Origin of the sequence: Pseudomonas sp. B14(2017), from assembly GCF_002113255.1 — a bacterium.
GTDB classification, from domain to species: Bacteria; Pseudomonadota; Gammaproteobacteria; order Pseudomonadales; family Pseudomonadaceae; genus Aquipseudomonas; species Aquipseudomonas putida_Z.
Map to the genome: position 1 here is coordinate 301,527 of NZ_NEJY01000002.1, position 16,581 is coordinate 318,107.

Below are 16,581 nucleotides of genomic sequence, written 5' to 3' on the forward strand. Positions count from 1 at the left end.
CATCGGGCGCGGAGCCAAGGAGACTACTCCATGAAAGTGCTGCAAATCCCCTTACTGGTGTTGGCGGTGTTGTTCAGCGCCCAAGGCTTCGCCGCCAATACCGCGCAGCAGGAAAAAATGAAAACCTGCAACGCCGACGCCACCGCCAAGGCCCTCAAGGGCGATGAGCGCAAAGCCTTCATGAGCACCTGCCTGAAGAAGGATGTGCCGCAAACCCAGCAAGAGAAGATGAAAACCTGCAACGCCGACGCCACCACCAAGGCCCTGAAGGGTGATGAGCGCAAAGCGTTCATGAGCGACTGCCTGAAGAAGAAATGACCTGCGCCTATGCCTGCAGACGTAAGGCTGGCAGACTGCGGGTCTTTCCCGTTGTCTGCCGTTGAGGCTGTATGACCTTCACCCCCCGCCAGGTCACCCTGGCCAGCTGGATCATCGTGTTTGCCGGCCTGTTGCTGGCGTTGCCCCTGAAATTGCTGCCGAGCCTGCTGGCCGGCCTGCTGGTGTTCGAGCTGGTCAACATGCTCACGCCGCGGTTGCAGCCGCTGATTGCCGGGCAGCGTGCCCGCTGGCTGGCTGTAGCGCTGCTCGGCACGCTGGTGGTCAGCACACTGACCCTGCTGTTTGCCGGTGCTTTCAGCTTTTTGCTGCACGAGGCGGAAAACCCCGGGGCTTCGCTGGACAAGTTCATGGCCCTGGTGGAGCGCGCCCGCGGGCAGCTGCCGCCGTTCATAGAAGGCTACCTGCCGGCCAGTGCGGCGGAGTTCAAGGTGGCCATCGGTGACTGGATCAAGAGCCACCTGAGCGACCTGCAGCTGGTGGGCAAGGGCATGGCGCACATGTTCGTCACCCTGTTGATCGGCATGATCCTTGGCGCCATCGTCGCCTTGCAGCGCATCCCCGACATCTCCCGGCGCAAGCCGCTGGCGGCGGCGCTGTTCGAGCGCCTGAGCCTGCTGGTGCAGGCGTTTCGCAACATCGTCTTCGCGCAGATCAAGATTTCGCTGCTTAACACTACCTTCACCGGCATCTTCCTGGCCGTGGTGCTGCCGATGTTCGACGTGCACCTGCCGCTGACCAAGACGCTGATCGTGCTGACCTTCCTGCTGGGCCTGCTGCCGGTGATCGGCAACCTGATGTCGAATACCCTGATCACCATCGTCGGCCTGTCGCTGTCGATCTGGGTGGCGGCGGCGGCGCTGGGTTACCTGATCGTCATCCACAAGGTCGAGTACTTCCTCAACGCACGGATCGTGGGCGGGCAGATCAGTGCCAAGTCGTGGGAACTGCTGCTGGCGATGCTGGTGTTCGAGGCGGCATTCGGGCTGCCGGGGGTGGTGGCGGGGCCGATCTACTATGCCTACCTGAAGAGTGAGCTGAAGCGGGCCGAACTGGTCTGATTCTTTGTTGACCAGTACCGGCCTCTTCGCGGGTAAACCCGCTCCCACAGGTACGCCACTTCTCTCAAGACTTGCGGGGACCCTGTGGGAGCGGGTTTACCCGCGAAGAGGCCGGCACAGGTGAAAGGGATGGCTCAGGCTACGCCGTAACGCTTGCGCGCCTCGATGGCCAGCCCGCTACCAATGCTGCCAAAGATGTTGCCTTCCACATGCCGCGCATTCGGCAGCATCGCCGACACGCTGTTGCGCAGCGCCGGAATCCCGCTGGAACCGCCGGTGAAGAACACCGTATCGACCTGTGTTTCGCTCACTCCAGCCTTGGCCAGCAGTTCGCTCACGCTACCACGCACCCGCTCCAGCAACCCTTCGATAGCCCCCTCGAACAGCGCCCGTGACAGGTCCACGCCCAGCTCGCGTTCGATGCGGCCGAGGTCGACGTGGCGGCTCTGCTGCTCGGTCAGCTCGATTTTGCTGGCCTCCACTTCCATCGCCAGCCAGTGCCCGGCACGCTCTTCGATCAGCTTGAACAGGCGGTCGATGCCCAGCGTGTCCTCGATGTCATAGCGCATGCTGCCCAGCGCCAGCTGCGACTTCTGCGAGTACAGGGCGTTGATGGTGTGCCAGGTGGCGAGGTTGAGGTGATAGCTGGTCGGCATCAGCGCGCCGCTCTTCATGCGGCTGCCGTAGCCGAACAGCGGCATCACACCCTGCAGGCTCAGCTGCTTGTCGAAGTCGGTACCGCCAATGTGCACGCCGCCGGTGGCGAGGATGTCGCTCTGGCGCTCGGCCACCAGGTGGCGCTCGGGCGACAGGCGGATCAGGGTGAAGTCCGAGGTACCACCGCCAATGTCGACGATCAGCACCAGCTCTTCGCGGCTGATGCTCGACTCGTAGTCGAAGGCCGCGGCAATCGGCTCGTACTGGAACGACACATCCTTGAAGCCGATCTTGCGCGCCACTTCGGCCAGGGTGTCCTCGGCCTCCTGGTCGGCGGCCGGGTCTTCGTCGACGAAGAACACCGGGCGGCCCAGCACCACCTGCTCGAACTCACGCCCGGCAGCGGCCTCGGCGCGTTTTTTCAGCTCGCCGATGAACATGCCCAGCAGGTCCTTGAACGGCAGGGCGCTGCCCAGCACGCTGGTGTCGTGCTTGATCAGCTTGGAGCCCAGCAGGCTTTTCAGCGAACGCATCAGGCGGCCTTCGTAGCCTTCCAGGTACTCGTGCAGTGCCAGGCGGCCATATACCGGGCGACGCTCCTCGATGTTGAAGAACACCACCGAGGGCAAGGTGATCTTGCCGTCTTCCAGGGCAATCAGCGACTCGACGCCGGGGCGGTGCCAGCCGACCGTGGAGTTGGAGGTGCCAAAGTCGATGCCCAGGGCGCGGGCCGGGGATACGTCAGACATGGGGAATGAGCTTCCGGAGGCAAAACGGCCGCGCAGTGTATGCCAGTTGGCTACAGAATCAAGACCGGTCGTCTGCCATGGAGCAAACCCAAGGCGGTCTTGAAAGGCTATGCTTGACCCCTATCTTCTTTTGCAACACGCACATTCACATTGGTGATCCATAGATGGACTTCAAAGACTATTACAAGATACTCGGCGTAGAGCCCACGGCGGACGACAAGGCGATCAAGGCCGCGTACCGCAAGCTGGCGCGCAAGTATCACCCCGATGTCAGCAAGGAGCGCGACGCCGAGGAAAAATTCAAGGAGGCCAACGAGGCCTACGAAGTGCTGGGCGACGCGCAGAAACGTGCCGAATTCGACGAAATCCGCAAGTACGGCGGCCAGCATGGCCGGCCGTTCCAGGCACCACCGGGCTGGGAAAGCCGCGGCGGTGGCGGTGGTTTCGAAGGCGGTGATTTTTCCGACTTTTTCAGCTCGATCTTTGGTGGCCGGGGCGGCAACCCGTTCGGTGGTGCCTGGCAGCAGCAACGCAGCGCCGGCAGGCGGGGGCAGGACGTGGAGCTAGAACTGGCGGTATTCCTTGAAGAGACCCTGAGCAAGGAGTCCAAGCAGATCAGCTTCCAGGTGCCGCAGACCAATGCCATGGGCCAGCGCACCGGCTTCACTACCAAGACCCTGAACGTGAAGATCCCGGCAGGGGTGACCGACGGCGAGCGCATCCGCCTCAAGGGCCAGGGCGCGCCGGGCAGTGGTGGCGGGGCCAATGGCGACCTGTTCCTGACCATTCGCATGGCACCGCACCCGCTGTTCGATGTCGAAGGTCATGACCTGATCATCACCGTGCCGCTGGCACCGTGGGAGGCAGCACTGGGCGCCAAGGTGGCCGTGCCGACCCTGGACGGCAAGATCAACCTCACCATCCGCCCCGACAGCCAGAGCGGCCAGCGCCTGCGCGTACCGGGCAAGGGCCTGGCCAACAAGAGTGGCGAGCGCGGCAACCTTTACGCGCAGCTGAAAGTGGTCATGCCGCCAGCATCCGACGAGTCTGCCCGCGAATTGTGGACCAAGCTTTCCGAGAAGGCTGCGTTCAACCCGAGGACACAATGGAGTAAGTGATCATGAGCAGCACCCTGATCGTTCAACTGGACATGCGTACCTTGTGTCAGGAGGCCGATATCACGGCTGACTGCGTGATCGAAATCGTCGAGCACGGCATTGTCGAACCTTCCGGCCGAACGCCGGAGGACTGGTTGTTCGACGATCAGGCGCCGTTGTTGGCCAAACGTGCGGCGAAGCTGCATCAGGAGCTGGAACTGGAGTGGGAAGGGGTGGCGCTGGCGCTGGAGCTGCTGCAGGAAGTGCAGCAGTTGCGCAGCGAGAACAACATGCTGAGGCAGCGGTTGGGCAGGTTTACCCAGATGTGAGGTTTGCAGGCCCGGCCTCTTCGCGGGTGAACCCGCTCCCACAGGGATCGCACGATTCCTGAGATGTGTGCAGTACCTGTGGGAGCGGGTTTACCCGCGAAGAGGCCAGTACAGGCAAAATCAAATTCAGCTTGGTTCTGCCCCTGGGTTCAGCACCAGCTGCATGAAGGTCAAGTCCAGCCACCGGCCAAACTTCACCCCCACCTGCGGCATCTGCCCGGTCACCACGAAGCCCAGCCGCTCGTGCAGGCGCACCGACGCTGCATTGCCGCTCTCGATGGCCGCCACCATCACATGCTTGCCACACTCGCGCGCACGCTCGACCAGCGCTGCCATCAGCACCGGCCCCAGCCCCTTGCCACGCTGGTCGCCGCGGATATACACCGAATGCTCAACGGTAAGGCGAAAGCCCTCGAACGGCCGCCAGTCGCCGAACGACGCATAGCCCAGCACACCGCTCTCATCCACCGCCACCAGGATCGGGTAACCCTGCTGCGCACGTGCGGCAAACCAGGCCAGGCGGTTGGCCAGGTCCACCGGGTTTTCGTTCCAGATCGCCGTGGTGTTGCGCACCGCGTCGTTGTAGATGTCGAGGATGCCCGGCACGTCGGTAGGCAGGGCGTCGCGGATTTCATGACTCATGACAGCGTCTCGCAGGGTAGTTGCTTGCAGATTAAATGGTTACCAGCCCGCGCACACCTTCGGCCTGCATGTTTTCGCCGCGGCCCCGCTGGATGATCTCGCCACGGGCCATCACCAGGTACTGGTCGGCCAGCTCCTCGGCGAAGTCGTAGAACTGCTCCACCAGCAGGATTGCCATGTCGCCACGCTCGGCGAGGCGGCGGATGACTGCGCCGATCTCCTTGATCACCGAAGGCTGGATGCCCTCGGTGGGCTCGTCGAGGATCAACAGGCGCGGGCGGCTGGCCAGGGCGCGGCCGATGGCCAGCTGTTGCTGCTGGCCGCCGGACAGGTCACCGCCACGGCGTTGTTTCATCTGTTCCAGCACGGGGAACAGTTCGTAGATGAAGGGCGGTACCTCCCGAGCTTCACGGGCGGGGAAGCGCGAAAGACCCATCAGCAGGTTTTCTTCGACAGTGAGACGCGGGAAGATCTCGCGGCCCTGGGGCACGTAGGCGATGCCGGCGTGGACCCGTTGCTGGGGCTTGAGGCTGGTGATCGGCTTGCCTTCCCATTCGATGTTGCCGTCGCGGGCCGGGACCAGGCCCATCAGGCAGCGCAGCAGGGTGGTCTTGCCAACGCCGTTGCGGCCCAGCAGGCAGGTGACTTCGCCGACCTTGGCCTCGAAGGACAGGCCCCGGAGGATATGGCTGCCGCCGTAGTACTGGTGCAGGGTGTCGATCTTGAGCATGTGTGTATTCCTGAAATTGTTGCTGTGCCTGTGCCGGCCCTTTCGCGGGCTTGCCCGCTCCCACAGGTACTACACAGGGCTCGAAAACTGTGGGTTTCCTGTGGGAGCGGGCAAGCCCGCGAAGAGGCCGGTACAGGCTTCAAAAATTCAAATGCCGGTCACCGGCCCAAGTAGACCTCGACCACCCGCTCATCCGCCTGCACCTGCTCCAGCGACCCTTCCGCCAGCACGCTGCCCTGGTGCAGCACGGTCACATGGTCGGCAATGCTGCCGACAAACCCCATGTCATGCTCCACCACCATCAGCGAATGCTTGCCTGCCAACCCCTTGAACAGCTCGGCAGTGAACTCGGTTTCGGCATCGGTCATGCCCGCCACCGGCTCGTCCAGCAACAGCAGTTGCGGCTCCTGCACCAGCAACATGCCGATCTCCAGGAACTGCTTCTGCCCATGCGACAGCAAGCCCGCCTGGCGCTGGGCCAGCGGCAGCAGGCGCAAAGTGCCCAGCACCTCCTCGATGCGCTGGCGCTGCTCACCACCCAGGCGCGCTGCCAGGCTGGCCCATACCGACTTGTCGGTCTTCAGCGCCAGCTCCAGGTTTTCGAACACCGTCAACGCCTCGAACACCGTGGGCTTCTGGAACTTGCGGCCTATGCCGCCCTGGGCGATCTGGTATTCGCTCATGCGGGTCAGGTCGAGGGTGTCACCGAAATAGGCCGTACCGTTGTCGGGCCGGGTCTTGCCGGTGATCACATCCATCATCGTGGTCTTGCCGGCCCCGTTGGGGCCGATGATGCAGCGCAGCTCGCCCACGCCGATGTACAGGTTCAGCGCGTTCAGCGCCTTGAAGCCATCGAAGCTGACGCTGATGTCTTCCAGGCTCAGCACCGTGCCATGGCGGGTATCGAGGCCGGCCTTGCGGCTGTGGCCCAGGCCGATGGCGTCGCGGCCGGCGCCGAGGTTGTCGAACACCGGTTCGAGCATGAATTCCGGGTGGACCGGGGGCACGCCTCTCATGGCTGGCTCCTTTTCTTCAACAGGCCGACCACGCCCTTGGGCAGGTACAGGGTGACGAGGATGAACAACGCGCCGAGGAAGAACAGCCAGAACTCCGGGAAGGCCACGGTGAACCAGCTTTTCATGCCATTGACCAGGCCGGCGCCGAGCAGCGGGCCGATCAAGGTGCCGCGCCCGCCCAGGGCCACCCATACGGCGGCTTCGATGGAGTTGGTCGGCGACATCTCGCTGGGGTTGATGATGCCCACCTGCGGTACGTACAGCGCACCGGCCAGGCCGCACAGTACGGCGCTTAGCACCCACACCAGCAGCTTGAAACCGCGTGGGTCGTAGCCACAGAACATCAGGCGGTTTTCGGCGTCGCGCACGGCGGTGAGCAGGCGGCCGAACTTGCTGCGGGTGAGGCGCCAGCACAGGTACAGGCTGGCCAGCAGCAGGCCGACGGTGAGCAGGAACAGCACCGCGCGGGTGCCTTGGGCGGCAATGTCGAAGCCAAGGATGGTGCGGAAGCTGGTAAAGCCGTTGTTGCCGCCAAAGCCGGTTTCGTTGCGGAAGAACAGCAACATGCCGGCAAAGGTCAGCGCCTGGGTCATGATCGAGAAGTACACGCCCTTGATCCGCGAGCGGAAGGCGAACCAGCCGAATACCAGTGCCAGCAGCCCGGGCGCCAGCACTACCAGGCACAGGGCCCAGGCGAAATGCTGGGTACCGGCCCAGTACCATGGCAGCTCGCTCCACGACAGGAAGGTCATGAACCCCGGCAGGCCGTCACCGGCGGCCTGGCGCATCAGGTACATGCCCATGGCGTAGCCACCGAGGGCGAAGAACAGCCCGTGGCCCAGCGACAGCAGCCCGGCATAGCCCCAGACCAGGTCCAGGGCCAGCGCGACGATGGCGTAGCAGAGGATCTTGCCGACCAGGGTCAGGGTGTAGGCCGACACTTGCAGGGCATGGTCCGCCGGCAGCAGCGACAGCAGCGGCAGGGCCACCAGCAGCAGGACGACGACGGCGCCGATGGCCAGGGTCAGGCGTGGCCCGGCCTTTTGCGTAGCGGTGACAAGCAGTGGCTGGTTCATCAGTCGATTACCCGTCCCTTGAGGGCGAACAGGCCTTGCGGGCGCTTCTGGATGAACAGAATGATCAACGCAAGGATGAGGATCTTGCCGAGCACGGCGCCGATCTGCGGCTCCAGCAGCTTGTTGGCGATGCCAAGGCCGAAGGCTGCCCACAGGCTGCCGGCCAACTGGCCGACGCCGCCGAGCACCACCACCAGGAACGAGTCGATGATGTAGCTCTGGCCCAGGTCCGGGCCGACGTTGCCGACCTGGCTAAGGGCCACGCCGCCGAGCCCGGCGATGCCCGAGCCGAGGCCGAAGGCGAGCATGTCTACGCGCCCGGTGGACACGCCGCAGCAGGCGGCCATGTTGCGGTTCTGGGTGACCGCGCGCACGTTCAGGCCCAGCCGTGTGCGGTTGAGTAGCAGCCAGGTGAGCAGTACCACGGCCAGGGCGAAGCCGATGATCACCAGGCGGTTGTATGGCAGCACCAGGTTGGGCAGCAGCTGGATGCCCCCCGACAGCCAGGCCGGGTTGCTGACTTCGACGTTCTGCGCGCCGAACAGCAGGCGGATGGCCTGGATCAGGATCAGGCTGATGCCCCAGGTCGCCAGCAGGGTTTCCAGTGGTCGGCCATACAGGTGGCGGATTACCGTGCGCTCCAACGCCATGCCGACCCCGGCACTGATGGCGAACGCCACCGGCAGGGCGATCAGCGGGTAGAACTCGATGGCGCCGGGGGCGTAGCGCTGCAGCAGTACCTGGACCATGTAGGTGCTGTAGGCGCCGAGCATCAGCATTTCGCCGTGGGCCATGTTGATCACCCCGAGCAGGCCGAAGGTGATGGCCAGGCCAAGGGCTGCCAGCAGCAGGATCGAGCCCAGCGACAGGCCGCTGAAGGCCTGGCCGAGCAGTTCGCCCACCAGCAGCTTGCGCTGCACCTGGGCCAGGCTGGTTTCGGCGGCGGTGCGCACGCCCGGGTCGGTTTCCGCATTGGGTTGCAGCAAGGCTTCGAGGCGGGTGCGGGCCAGCGGGTCACCGGTTTCGCCGAGCAGGCGAACGGCGGCCAGGCGTACTGCCGGTTCGCTGGCGCCCAGTTGCAGGTTGGCCAGGGCCAGGCCGAGGGCGGCGTGCACGGCGGCATCCGGTTCGCTGGCGAAGCGCCGGTCGAGGAAGGCCATTTGCGCCGGTTGCGCGCTTTTCTGTAGTTGTTGGGCAGCGGCCAGGCGGATGTCGCTGTTGTCGCTGAGCAACTGGTGGCTGGCCAGGGCGTTATCGATCAGGCCGCGCAGGCGGTTGTTCAGGCGCACCTTGCGCGTGTCGTCGGCGGCGATGCGGCCTTGGCGCAGGTTGTCCAGCAGCGGCAGGCGGGCGGCATCGGGTTGCGCGGCCCAGCCTTCGAGCAGGCGGGCTTGCTCGGCGGGCTTGGCAGCGAGGAAGAATTCGCCCTCGCTGGCCTGGGTTGCCAAGGGCATCAGCAGGAGCAGGGTGAGCAGCAGTCTGAGCATGCGGGTAATCCTGGAAATCGGCTGTGGATTCTTCGCGGGCATGCCCGCTCCCACAGGTTCCGAACCTGGCACCGAACCTGTGGGAGCGGGCGTGCCCGCGAATGGGCTGCAAAGCAGCCCCAGTGCACTCAGTTACCTTTCACGGCGTAATCAGGGCGCTTGTCGTTACCGGGAATGAACGGGCTCCATGGCTGCGCCCGCAGCGGTTGCTCGGTTTCCCAAACCACGCTGAACTGCCCGTCATCCTGGATCTCGCCGATCATCACCGGCTTGTGCAGGTGGTGGTTGGTCTTGTCCATGGTCAGGGTGAAACCGGACGGCGCCTCGAAGCTTTGCCCGGCCAGTGCCTCGCGCACCTTGTCGACATCGGTGGACTTGGCTTTCTCCACCGCCTGCGCCCACATGTGGATGCCCACGTAGGTGGCCTCCATCGGGTCGTTGGTCACCGCCTTGTCGGCGCCTGGCAGGCCCTTGGCCTTGGCGTAGGCCTTCCAGTCGGCGACGAATTTCTGGTTGACCGGGTTATCCACCGACTCGAAGTAGTTCCATGCCGCCAGATGGCCCACCAGCGGCTTGGTGTCGATGCCGCGCAGTTCTTCTTCGCCCACCGAGAACGCCACCACCGGTACGTCGGTGGCCTTCAGGCCCTGGTTGGCCAGCTCCTTGTAGAACGGCACGTTGGAGTCGCCGTTGACCGTGGAGATGACGGCGGTCTTGCCACCGGCGGAGAACTTCTTGATGTTGGCGACGATGGTCTGATAATCGCTGTGGCCGAACGGCGTGTACACCTCTTCGATGTCCTTGTCGGCCACGCCCTTGCTGTGCAGGAAGGCACGCAGGATCTTGTTGGTGGTGCGCGGGTAGACGTAGTCGGTGCCCAGCAGGAAGAAGCGCTTGGCGCTGCCGCCGTCCTCGCTCATCAGGTACTCCACGGCCGGGATTGCCTGCTGGTTGGGCGCGGCGCCGGTGTAGAACACGTTTGGCGACATCTCTTCACCTTCGTACTGCACCGGGTAGAACAGCAGGCCGTTCAGTTCCTCGAACACTGGCAATACCGACTTGCGCGATACCGAGGTCCAGCAGCCGAACACCACTGCCACCTTGTCCTGGGTCAGCAGCTGTCGGCTCTTTTCGGCGAACAGCGGCCAGTTGGAGGCCGGGTCGACCACCACCGGTTCGAGCAGCTTGCCGTTCACGCCGCCCTTGGCGTTGATCTGCTCGATGGTCATCAGCGCCATGTCCTTGAGCGAAGTCTCGGAAATGGCCATGGTCCCCGACAGCGAATGCAGGATGCCGACCTTGATGGTTTCGGCGGCCTGGATGCTCCAGCTCAGGCCCATTGCGGCAATCGATGCGCTAAGGGTGAAGGCCTTGATCAGACTGCGTCGCTTCATGTGCTCTCTCCGCTGAGTTTTTATGTGTTGGGCAAGCGGGGAGGGGTGTTGCAAGGGGTGTGCCTAACGGCGGAAGGTGCGCAATAGAGGGGTTGTGCGAGGTGTTGGGGCGTTGGTTGGATCCAGGTTGGTGCCTGATGGATTTGTGTGCACAGGATTGGGGCCGCTGTGCGGCCCATCGCCGGCAAGCCAGCTCCCACCTCGACCGCATCGGCCTCGAGCCATGCGCTGTCCCTGGGGGAGCTGGCTTGCCGGCGATGAGGCCAGTACAGGCAACACAAGACAGTTGATAACGCATGACTTGAGGTCGATGCGGTCGAGGTGGGAGCCTGGCTTGCCGGCGAAAGGGCTGCAGAGCAGCCCCCAGGGTCATCAGCCGTTACGCACTGCCGTGCGTGGATGGCGCTTGCTGCGCACACCCTGATAGGTCACCGCCAGCAGCACGAACCAGATCGGCGTCACCAGCAACGCCGCGCGGGTATCGTCTTCCAGGCTCAGCAACACCAGGATGAAGGCAAAGAACACCAGGCACACGTAGCACATGAAGCGCCCGCCCGGCATCTTGTACTTCGAGGCCTGGTGCAGCCCTGCGCGGTGCTTGCGGTACTTCAGGTACGACAGCAGGATCAGTGTCCAGACGAACATGAACAGCACCGCCGAAACGGTGGTGACCAGAGTGAATGCCTCGACCACGTTCGGCACCAGGTAGATCAGCACTGCGCCCAGCAGCAGGCAGGTGCAGGAGAAGTACAGGCCGTTGGCTGGTACCGAGCGGCTCGACAGTTTCTCGAACGCCTTGGGTGCGTCACCCTCCTGGCTCAGGCCGTAGAGCATGCGGCTGGTGGAGAACACGCCGCTGTTGGCCGACGAGGCCGCCGAGGTCAGCACCACGAAGTTGATGATGCTCGCCGCCGCCGGCAGGCCGGCCAGCACGAACAGCTCCACGAACGGGCTCTTGCCCGGCACCACGTCGCGCCATGGGGTCACGGCCATGATCGCGATCAGCGCCAGCACGTAGAACACGATGATCCGTACCGGGATCGAGTTGATCGCCCGTGGCAGGGTGCGCTCCGGGTTCTTCGCTTCGGCGGCGGTGGTGCCTACCAGCTCGATGCCGACGAAGGCGAACACGGCGATCTGGAAGCCGGCGAAGAAGCCCATCAGGCCATTGGGGAACATGCCGCCGTCATTCCACAGGTTGGCCAGTTGCGCGGTGCGCCCGCTGGGCGAGGTGAAGCCGGTGATGACCATGTACAGGCCGGTGACGACCAGGCCGATGATGGCGACGATCTTGATCAGGGCGAACCAGAACTCCATTTCACCGAACATCTTCACTGTCACCAGGTTCAGCGACAGCAGCAGCCCTACGCAGGTCAGCGCCGGTATCCACTGCGGCAGTTCGGGGAACCAGAACTGCGTATAGGCCGCGATCGCGACCACGTCGGCGATGCCAGTGACTACCCAGCAGAACCAGTAGGTCCAGCCGGTGAAGTAGCCCGCCCAGGGGCCGAGCAGGTCGGCGGAGAAATCGATGAACGACTTGTAGTTGAGGTTCGACAGCAGCAGTTCGCCCATGGCGCGCATGACGAAGAACAGCATGAAGCCGATGATCATGTAGACGAAGATGATCGACGGCCCGGCCAGGCTGATGGTCTTGCCCGAGCCCATGAACAGGCCGGTACCGATCGCGCCACCGATGGCGATCAGCTGGATGTGGCGGTTGGTCAGGTTGCGCTGCAGATGCTGTTCATCTGGCGCTGTGGGTGAGGTTTGCGTCATAGGCTGCATTCCGTTGGACAGTCGGTCGTCTTGTCAGAGGTAGCCGGCTAGGCTAACACGCGCGTTCCAGTTCGGGGCGCGACAGATCGACTCGACTTTTGGGGAGCAGTGTTGTGCCTGTGCCGGCCTCTTCGCGGGTGAACCCGCTCCCACAGGGACCGCGCTGCCCTCAGGCTTGGCGCAGAAACTGTAGGAGCGGGTTTACCCGCGAAAGGGCCGGCACAGACGAAGCAAGGCTCAGGCGCTGGCCAGCACCCGACCGCGCCTCACCAGCAAGCTATCCACCAGCCACATCACCACCATCGACACCCCCACCAGCGGGAACATCAACCCCAGCACCAGCATCACCCCTACCGCTACCTTCCAGCGCGGCAGGTCATGGCGCAGCGGCGGCACACCCAGCCCGCCGGCCGGCCTGCGCTTCCACCACATCACCAGCCCGCTCACCGAGCCCAGCAAGATCATCAGGCACACCAGCAGTATGATGATCTGGTTGAACGCCCCGAACATCTTGCCTTCATGCAGCATCACACCCAGCTCGGTGGCACGGGCGACCGGGCTGTAGTCCTGCCAGCGCACATCGGCCAGCACCTTGCCGGTGTACTGGTCGACATGCAGGGTGGCGTCGTTGCGCGGGTCATCGGCGAATACGGCGATGGTGAACACGCCATCGGCCGTGGTCGGCGCGGTGATGCTGTAACCCGGTTCGACCTGGCGCGCGGTAGCGATGTCTTCGACCTGCTGCAGGCTTATCTGTGGCGCTGCCGGCGCGCTCGACATCATGTGATGCCCGGCATGTTCGGCGTGTGCACCGGACTGCGGCATCGGCGTGTTTTCCATCGCCCAGGGCACAGTCTGGCGGTGCGCGCTGTTGAGTTCACCCGCCTGCTGGTCCGACTTGGGCACGTCATTCCACATGGCCGCCGGAAAGCGGTTCCACAAGTCGGCGTACTGCTTGCCCCACAGGCCGGTCCAGGTCATGCCGCTGACCAGCATCAGCAGCAACAAGGCCGAGCCCCAGAAACCGGTTACCGCGTGCAGGTCGCGCCAGAACAGTCGGCCGCGTGCCGACAGCCGTGGCCACAGCACGCCAGCGCCATTGCGCCCGCGTGGCCACCACAAGTACAGGCCCGACACCACCAGCACGATGCCCCAGCCCGCGGCCAGTTCCACCAAACGGTCACCGACCGTGCCGACCATCAGTTCGCCATGCAGGGCGCGGGCGATGGCCTGCAGGTTCTGCTTGCCATCCTGTTCGCCGAGGACTTTGCCGCTATAGGGGTCGACGAACACGTTCAGTTCGCGCCCGGCATCCTGCACCACGAATTGTGCGCTGCGTTCGGCGTCCAGCGGCGGCAGGTACTGGCCAACGTGGCCCTTGGGGTAGGCCTTGCGCACCTCGGCCAGCATCGTGTCCGCGCCCTGTCGGTGGTGGCCGGCTTCGACCACCATCAGCTCGCGGTACAGCAGCGGATCGAGCTGCGGCTTGAACAGGTAGATGATCCCGGTGATTGCCAGCAGGATCATGAACGGGGCCACGAACAGCCCCGCATAGAAGTGCCAACGCCAGGCCAGGTTGTAGAAGTTGATGCGTGTTCCTCTCATGGGAACCTCCTGTTTGACCAGCAGATGGGCGCGACCTGCGCCGCGCCCGTTGTTGTTGTCAGAAGCTGAAGTCGACCTTGGTCCAGAAGGTCCTGCCTGGCTCGTTGACCGGCTGTGGATCGGTAACCGGGTAGCCGAACCCGGCGTTCCCGGCCAGGTTCAAGTGCTCGGCGTAGGTCTTGTCGAACAGGTTGTCGACCCCTGCGCTGAGCTTGAGGTGGTTGCTTACCTTGTAGGCGCCATTGAGCGAGAACACGCCGAAGCCGGCGCTCTTGTCGTAGTCCTTGCCGACCACGTTGCCCTGGTTCTCGGCGATACGGTTCTGCGCCGCCACCAGCCGCCACAGTGCGCCGACGCTCCAGACATCGCGGCTGTAGGTCAGGCCCAGGCGGCTTTCCAGGGGCGGCATTTGCGGTAGTGCTGTGCCGTCACTGCTGTTCTTGCCCCAGGCGTAGGCCAGCGTGGCATCGGCCTTCCAGTTTTCCGTCAGCTGGTAGGCCGCGCCCAGTTCGCCGCCCATGATGCGGGCGTCGATATTGCGGGCCCGGGAGCTCATCCCCTGGTAGTCGAACAGGATGTAGTCGCGGATCTGCCCCACGTAGCCGGAAGCCCAGGCTTCCATGCGCTCGTCGCGGTACTGGACACCGAAGTCGAGCTGGGTGGTTTTCTCCGGCTTGATGCTGTCGAAGGCATTGACCGAGCCGGTGGGGCCGCCCGCCGAGAACAGCTCCCAGTAGTCGGGGAAGCGTTGCGCATGGCCGAGGCCGATGTAGGTGGTGGCTGGCAGCGCCGCCAGGTCGTGCTCGTAGCGTACGAAGCCGCTGGGCAGGGTGTCGGCGCGGGTGTTGCCGTTGGTGGCGCTGGTCGCGCGGAAGTCGCGGGCCGAGGCGCGGTCCAGGCGGGCACCGCTGATCAACCGGTCCTCGCCGCTGACGTACCAGGTCAGCTCGCCGAAGGCACCGTAGTTGTGAAAGTCGGCGTCCTTGGTCCAGGCCTTGCCCTTGTGCGCGTCCACACCCATGCCACCGCGCTTGCGATGTTCGTTGGTCTGCGCGTCGATGCCGCCGATCAGTTGCACGTCGGCCCAGCGCCAGGTGGCCTTGATGCGTGCGCCCATGGTGCGGCGGTCGACGTTGCTGACCATCGGCATGCCCATCATGCCGCTGCCCGAAGGCGTGCGCAGGCTGTAGTTGTCCATCACGTGGTCGGCGTAGTTGTAGTAGACCTGCGCCTCGACCTTGTCGAGCACCTCGCCGAGGTTGGACTTTTCGAAACGCAGGCCCAGGCTTTCGCGCTTGAACTGCGAGCCGTCCATGCCACGCCCGGCATAGCGGGCCTCACCATCGCCCTTGCCGGCGGTGAGTTCCAGCAGGGTGTCCTGGTCGGGGGTCCAGCCGAGGGCGACATCGCCATTCCACTTGTCCCAGCGTGACGGCACGGTGTTGTCATCGCCGTCATGGTAGTCGTCCGAGCGCGACTGGTTGCCGACGAAGCGGGCGTAGGCCTGGTCGTTGCCGGCGGCGGTGTCCAGCACCTTGTCGAAGCGGCCGTTGGAGCCGGCCAGCAGGCTGGCATTGACCCGGCTGCCGAGGGTGCCGAACTTCTCCGGCTCGCGCTCGAAGAGGATGGTGCCCGCCGAGCCGCCCGGGCCCCAGATCACGCTTTGCGGGCCTTTTATGACGGTCAGGCGGTCGTAGGTTTCCGGCGAAATGTACGACGTGGGGGCGTCCATGCGGTTGGGACAGGCGCCCAGCATCAGGCCGCCATTGGTGAGGATGTTCAGGCGCGAGCCGAACATGCCGCGCAGTACCGGGTCGCCGTTGGTGCCGCCGGCGCGGATGGCCGAGAAGCCGGGGATGGTCTTCAGGTAGTCGGCGCCATCGCTGGCCGGCACCGGCTGGCGCGGGTCTTTCGGGTTGGTGACCACGGTCAGCGGCGAGCTCGGGGCCACGGCAGTGATCACCGTCGGGCTCAGCTCGGGGGCGTCGTGTGCATGGCCTTCATGGCCTGGGTCGGCGGCCAGGGCCACGGGCGCGAGCAGCGAGCCGCACACGGCGGCGATGGTCCCACGCAGGGACAAGGCAAAAACAGGGGTGCAGCCGGACATAATGATTCCAGTCGATCAGTCATGAGTCAGCGCGAAGCCTCCTGGCTCCGTGCGCAAAAAATGTGGGTTCAGACGTTGATCGAGGAAGGTGGGGCGCGGCTGCGCGCGCCGGGGAATACAGCCTGCCGGGCATGGCCCTGGCGCGTGGGTGCGAACAGGTGGGTGGTGGGTACGACGCTGCCGGCACTGAGCGGGCTGAGGGCCTGGGGCAGGGCTGGGCAGTTGAACAACAGGCTGCAGTAACCGCACTTTTCCCACATCACATGCAGCTGGCCATCGCCAGCCTGGCCGTGATGGGTGTCGCCGCCATGCTGATGGGCGGTGGCCATCGGCATGTCCATCGGCATGCTCATGCCGGCGTGGTGGTCCATCGGCATCGACTGGGAAATCAGCGGGCCGATGAAGATCATCCACATGGCGAACAGGCTCAGCCATCCGCCACCGGCGCGCCTGCGGTCAGGGCGGGTGGTACGGCTGATGCTGTTGCGCGGCAGGCTCATGGCGAGTGCCTTTCAG

At 64.5% G+C, this 16,581-nt stretch carries 15 protein-coding genes; 4 read left to right on the top strand and 11 right to left on the bottom strand.

The genetic code is table 11. The features are described from left to right. Positions 1 to 30: 30 nt before the first annotated feature. Together CAG34_RS03280 and CAG34_RS03285 are read left to right on the top strand one after the other, a co-directional pair. Entirely contained in the window at positions 31 to 318 is a 288-nt protein-coding gene (locus CAG34_RS03280; protein ID WP_003258250.1) for a PsiF family protein, read from the top strand. A 71-nt stretch (positions 319 to 389) separates the two neighbouring features. Next, positions 390 to 1,397, top strand: a complete 1,008-nt coding sequence (locus CAG34_RS03285) for an AI-2E family transporter (protein WP_025340806.1) — start codon at positions 390 to 392, stop codon at positions 1,395 to 1,397. 134 nt (positions 1,398 to 1,531) lie between these two features. On the opposite strand, the gene CAG34_RS03290 is transcribed toward CAG34_RS03285, so the two are convergent. Beyond that, positions 1,532 to 2,803, bottom strand: a complete 1,272-nt coding sequence (locus tag CAG34_RS03290) for an Hsp70 family protein (protein ID WP_085587946.1) — start codon at positions 2,801 to 2,803, stop codon at positions 1,532 to 1,534. 164 nt (positions 2,804 to 2,967) lie between these two features. Here CAG34_RS03290 and cbpA point away from each other — a divergent pair, with 164 nt between their 5' ends. Both cbpA and CAG34_RS03300 read left to right on the top strand, forming a co-directional pair. Further along, positions 2,968 to 3,921, top strand: a complete 954-nt coding sequence (gene cbpA / locus CAG34_RS03295) for a curved DNA-binding protein (RefSeq protein ID WP_085587948.1) — start codon at positions 2,968 to 2,970, stop codon at positions 3,919 to 3,921. Positions 3,922 to 3,923: 2 nt separating this feature from the next. Next, positions 3,924 to 4,229, top strand: coding sequence for a chaperone modulator CbpM (locus CAG34_RS03300; protein ID WP_025340803.1), 306 nt, complete (start codon positions 3,924 to 3,926; stop codon positions 4,227 to 4,229). Between the two features lie 126 nt (positions 4,230 to 4,355). On the opposite strand, the gene CAG34_RS03305 is transcribed toward CAG34_RS03300, so the two are convergent. The 10 genes from CAG34_RS03305 to CAG34_RS03350 form a co-directional block, all read right to left on the bottom strand. Then, positions 4,356 to 4,871 (bottom strand): GNAT family N-acetyltransferase, encoded by a 516-nt coding sequence (locus tag CAG34_RS03305; protein WP_085587950.1) that lies wholly within the window; start codon positions 4,869 to 4,871, stop codon positions 4,356 to 4,358. 31 nt (positions 4,872 to 4,902) lie between these two features. Then, a complete protein-coding gene (gene urtE / locus CAG34_RS03310; protein ID WP_085587952.1) occupies positions 4,903 to 5,601 on the bottom strand; it encodes an urea ABC transporter ATP-binding subunit UrtE in 699 nt (232 codons plus the stop codon). 158 nt (positions 5,602 to 5,759) lie between these two features. Then, positions 5,760 to 6,617: an urea ABC transporter ATP-binding protein UrtD gene (gene urtD, locus CAG34_RS03315; RefSeq protein WP_143516387.1), complete on the bottom strand. Its 858-nt coding sequence runs from the start codon at positions 6,615 to 6,617 to the stop codon at positions 5,760 to 5,762. Beyond that, positions 6,614 to 7,693 (bottom strand): urea ABC transporter permease subunit UrtC, encoded by a 1,080-nt coding sequence (gene urtC, locus CAG34_RS03320; RefSeq protein WP_025340800.1) that lies wholly within the window; start codon positions 7,691 to 7,693, stop codon positions 6,614 to 6,616. Before urtC ends, urtD begins: the two co-directional genes overlap by 4 nt. Next, positions 7,693 to 9,222 (bottom strand): urea ABC transporter permease subunit UrtB, encoded by a 1,530-nt coding sequence (gene urtB / locus CAG34_RS03325; protein WP_371858029.1) that lies wholly within the window; start codon positions 9,220 to 9,222, stop codon positions 7,693 to 7,695. The genes urtC and urtB overlap by 1 nt, the downstream gene beginning before the upstream one ends. 86 nt (positions 9,223 to 9,308) lie before the next feature. Next, entirely contained in the window at positions 9,309 to 10,574 is a 1,266-nt protein-coding gene (gene urtA, locus CAG34_RS03330; protein WP_013974390.1) for an urea ABC transporter substrate-binding protein, read from the bottom strand. Positions 10,575 to 10,946: 372 nt separating this feature from the next. Beyond that, positions 10,947 to 12,353: a D-serine/D-alanine/glycine transporter gene (gene cycA, locus CAG34_RS03335; RefSeq protein WP_085587956.1), complete on the bottom strand. Its 1,407-nt coding sequence runs from the start codon at positions 12,351 to 12,353 to the stop codon at positions 10,947 to 10,949. 237 nt (positions 12,354 to 12,590) lie between these two features. Continuing rightward, positions 12,591 to 13,958, bottom strand: a complete 1,368-nt coding sequence (locus tag CAG34_RS03340) for a PepSY domain-containing protein (protein WP_085587958.1) — start codon at positions 13,956 to 13,958, stop codon at positions 12,591 to 12,593. Positions 13,959 to 14,016: 58 nt separating this feature from the next. Beyond that, positions 14,017 to 16,065 carry a TonB-dependent copper receptor gene (locus CAG34_RS03345; RefSeq protein ID WP_085587960.1) on the bottom strand — a complete coding sequence of 683 codons (2,049 nt, stop codon included), beginning with the start codon at positions 16,063 to 16,065 and terminating at the stop codon, positions 14,017 to 14,019. A 68-nt stretch (positions 16,066 to 16,133) separates the two neighbouring features. After that, the gene (locus CAG34_RS03350) at positions 16,134 to 16,565 is read right to left on the bottom strand and encodes a DUF2946 domain-containing protein (protein WP_025340795.1); all 432 of its coding nucleotides are present in this window, start codon (positions 16,563 to 16,565) and stop codon (positions 16,134 to 16,136) included. Between the last annotated feature and the right edge of the window lie 16 nt (positions 16,566 to 16,581).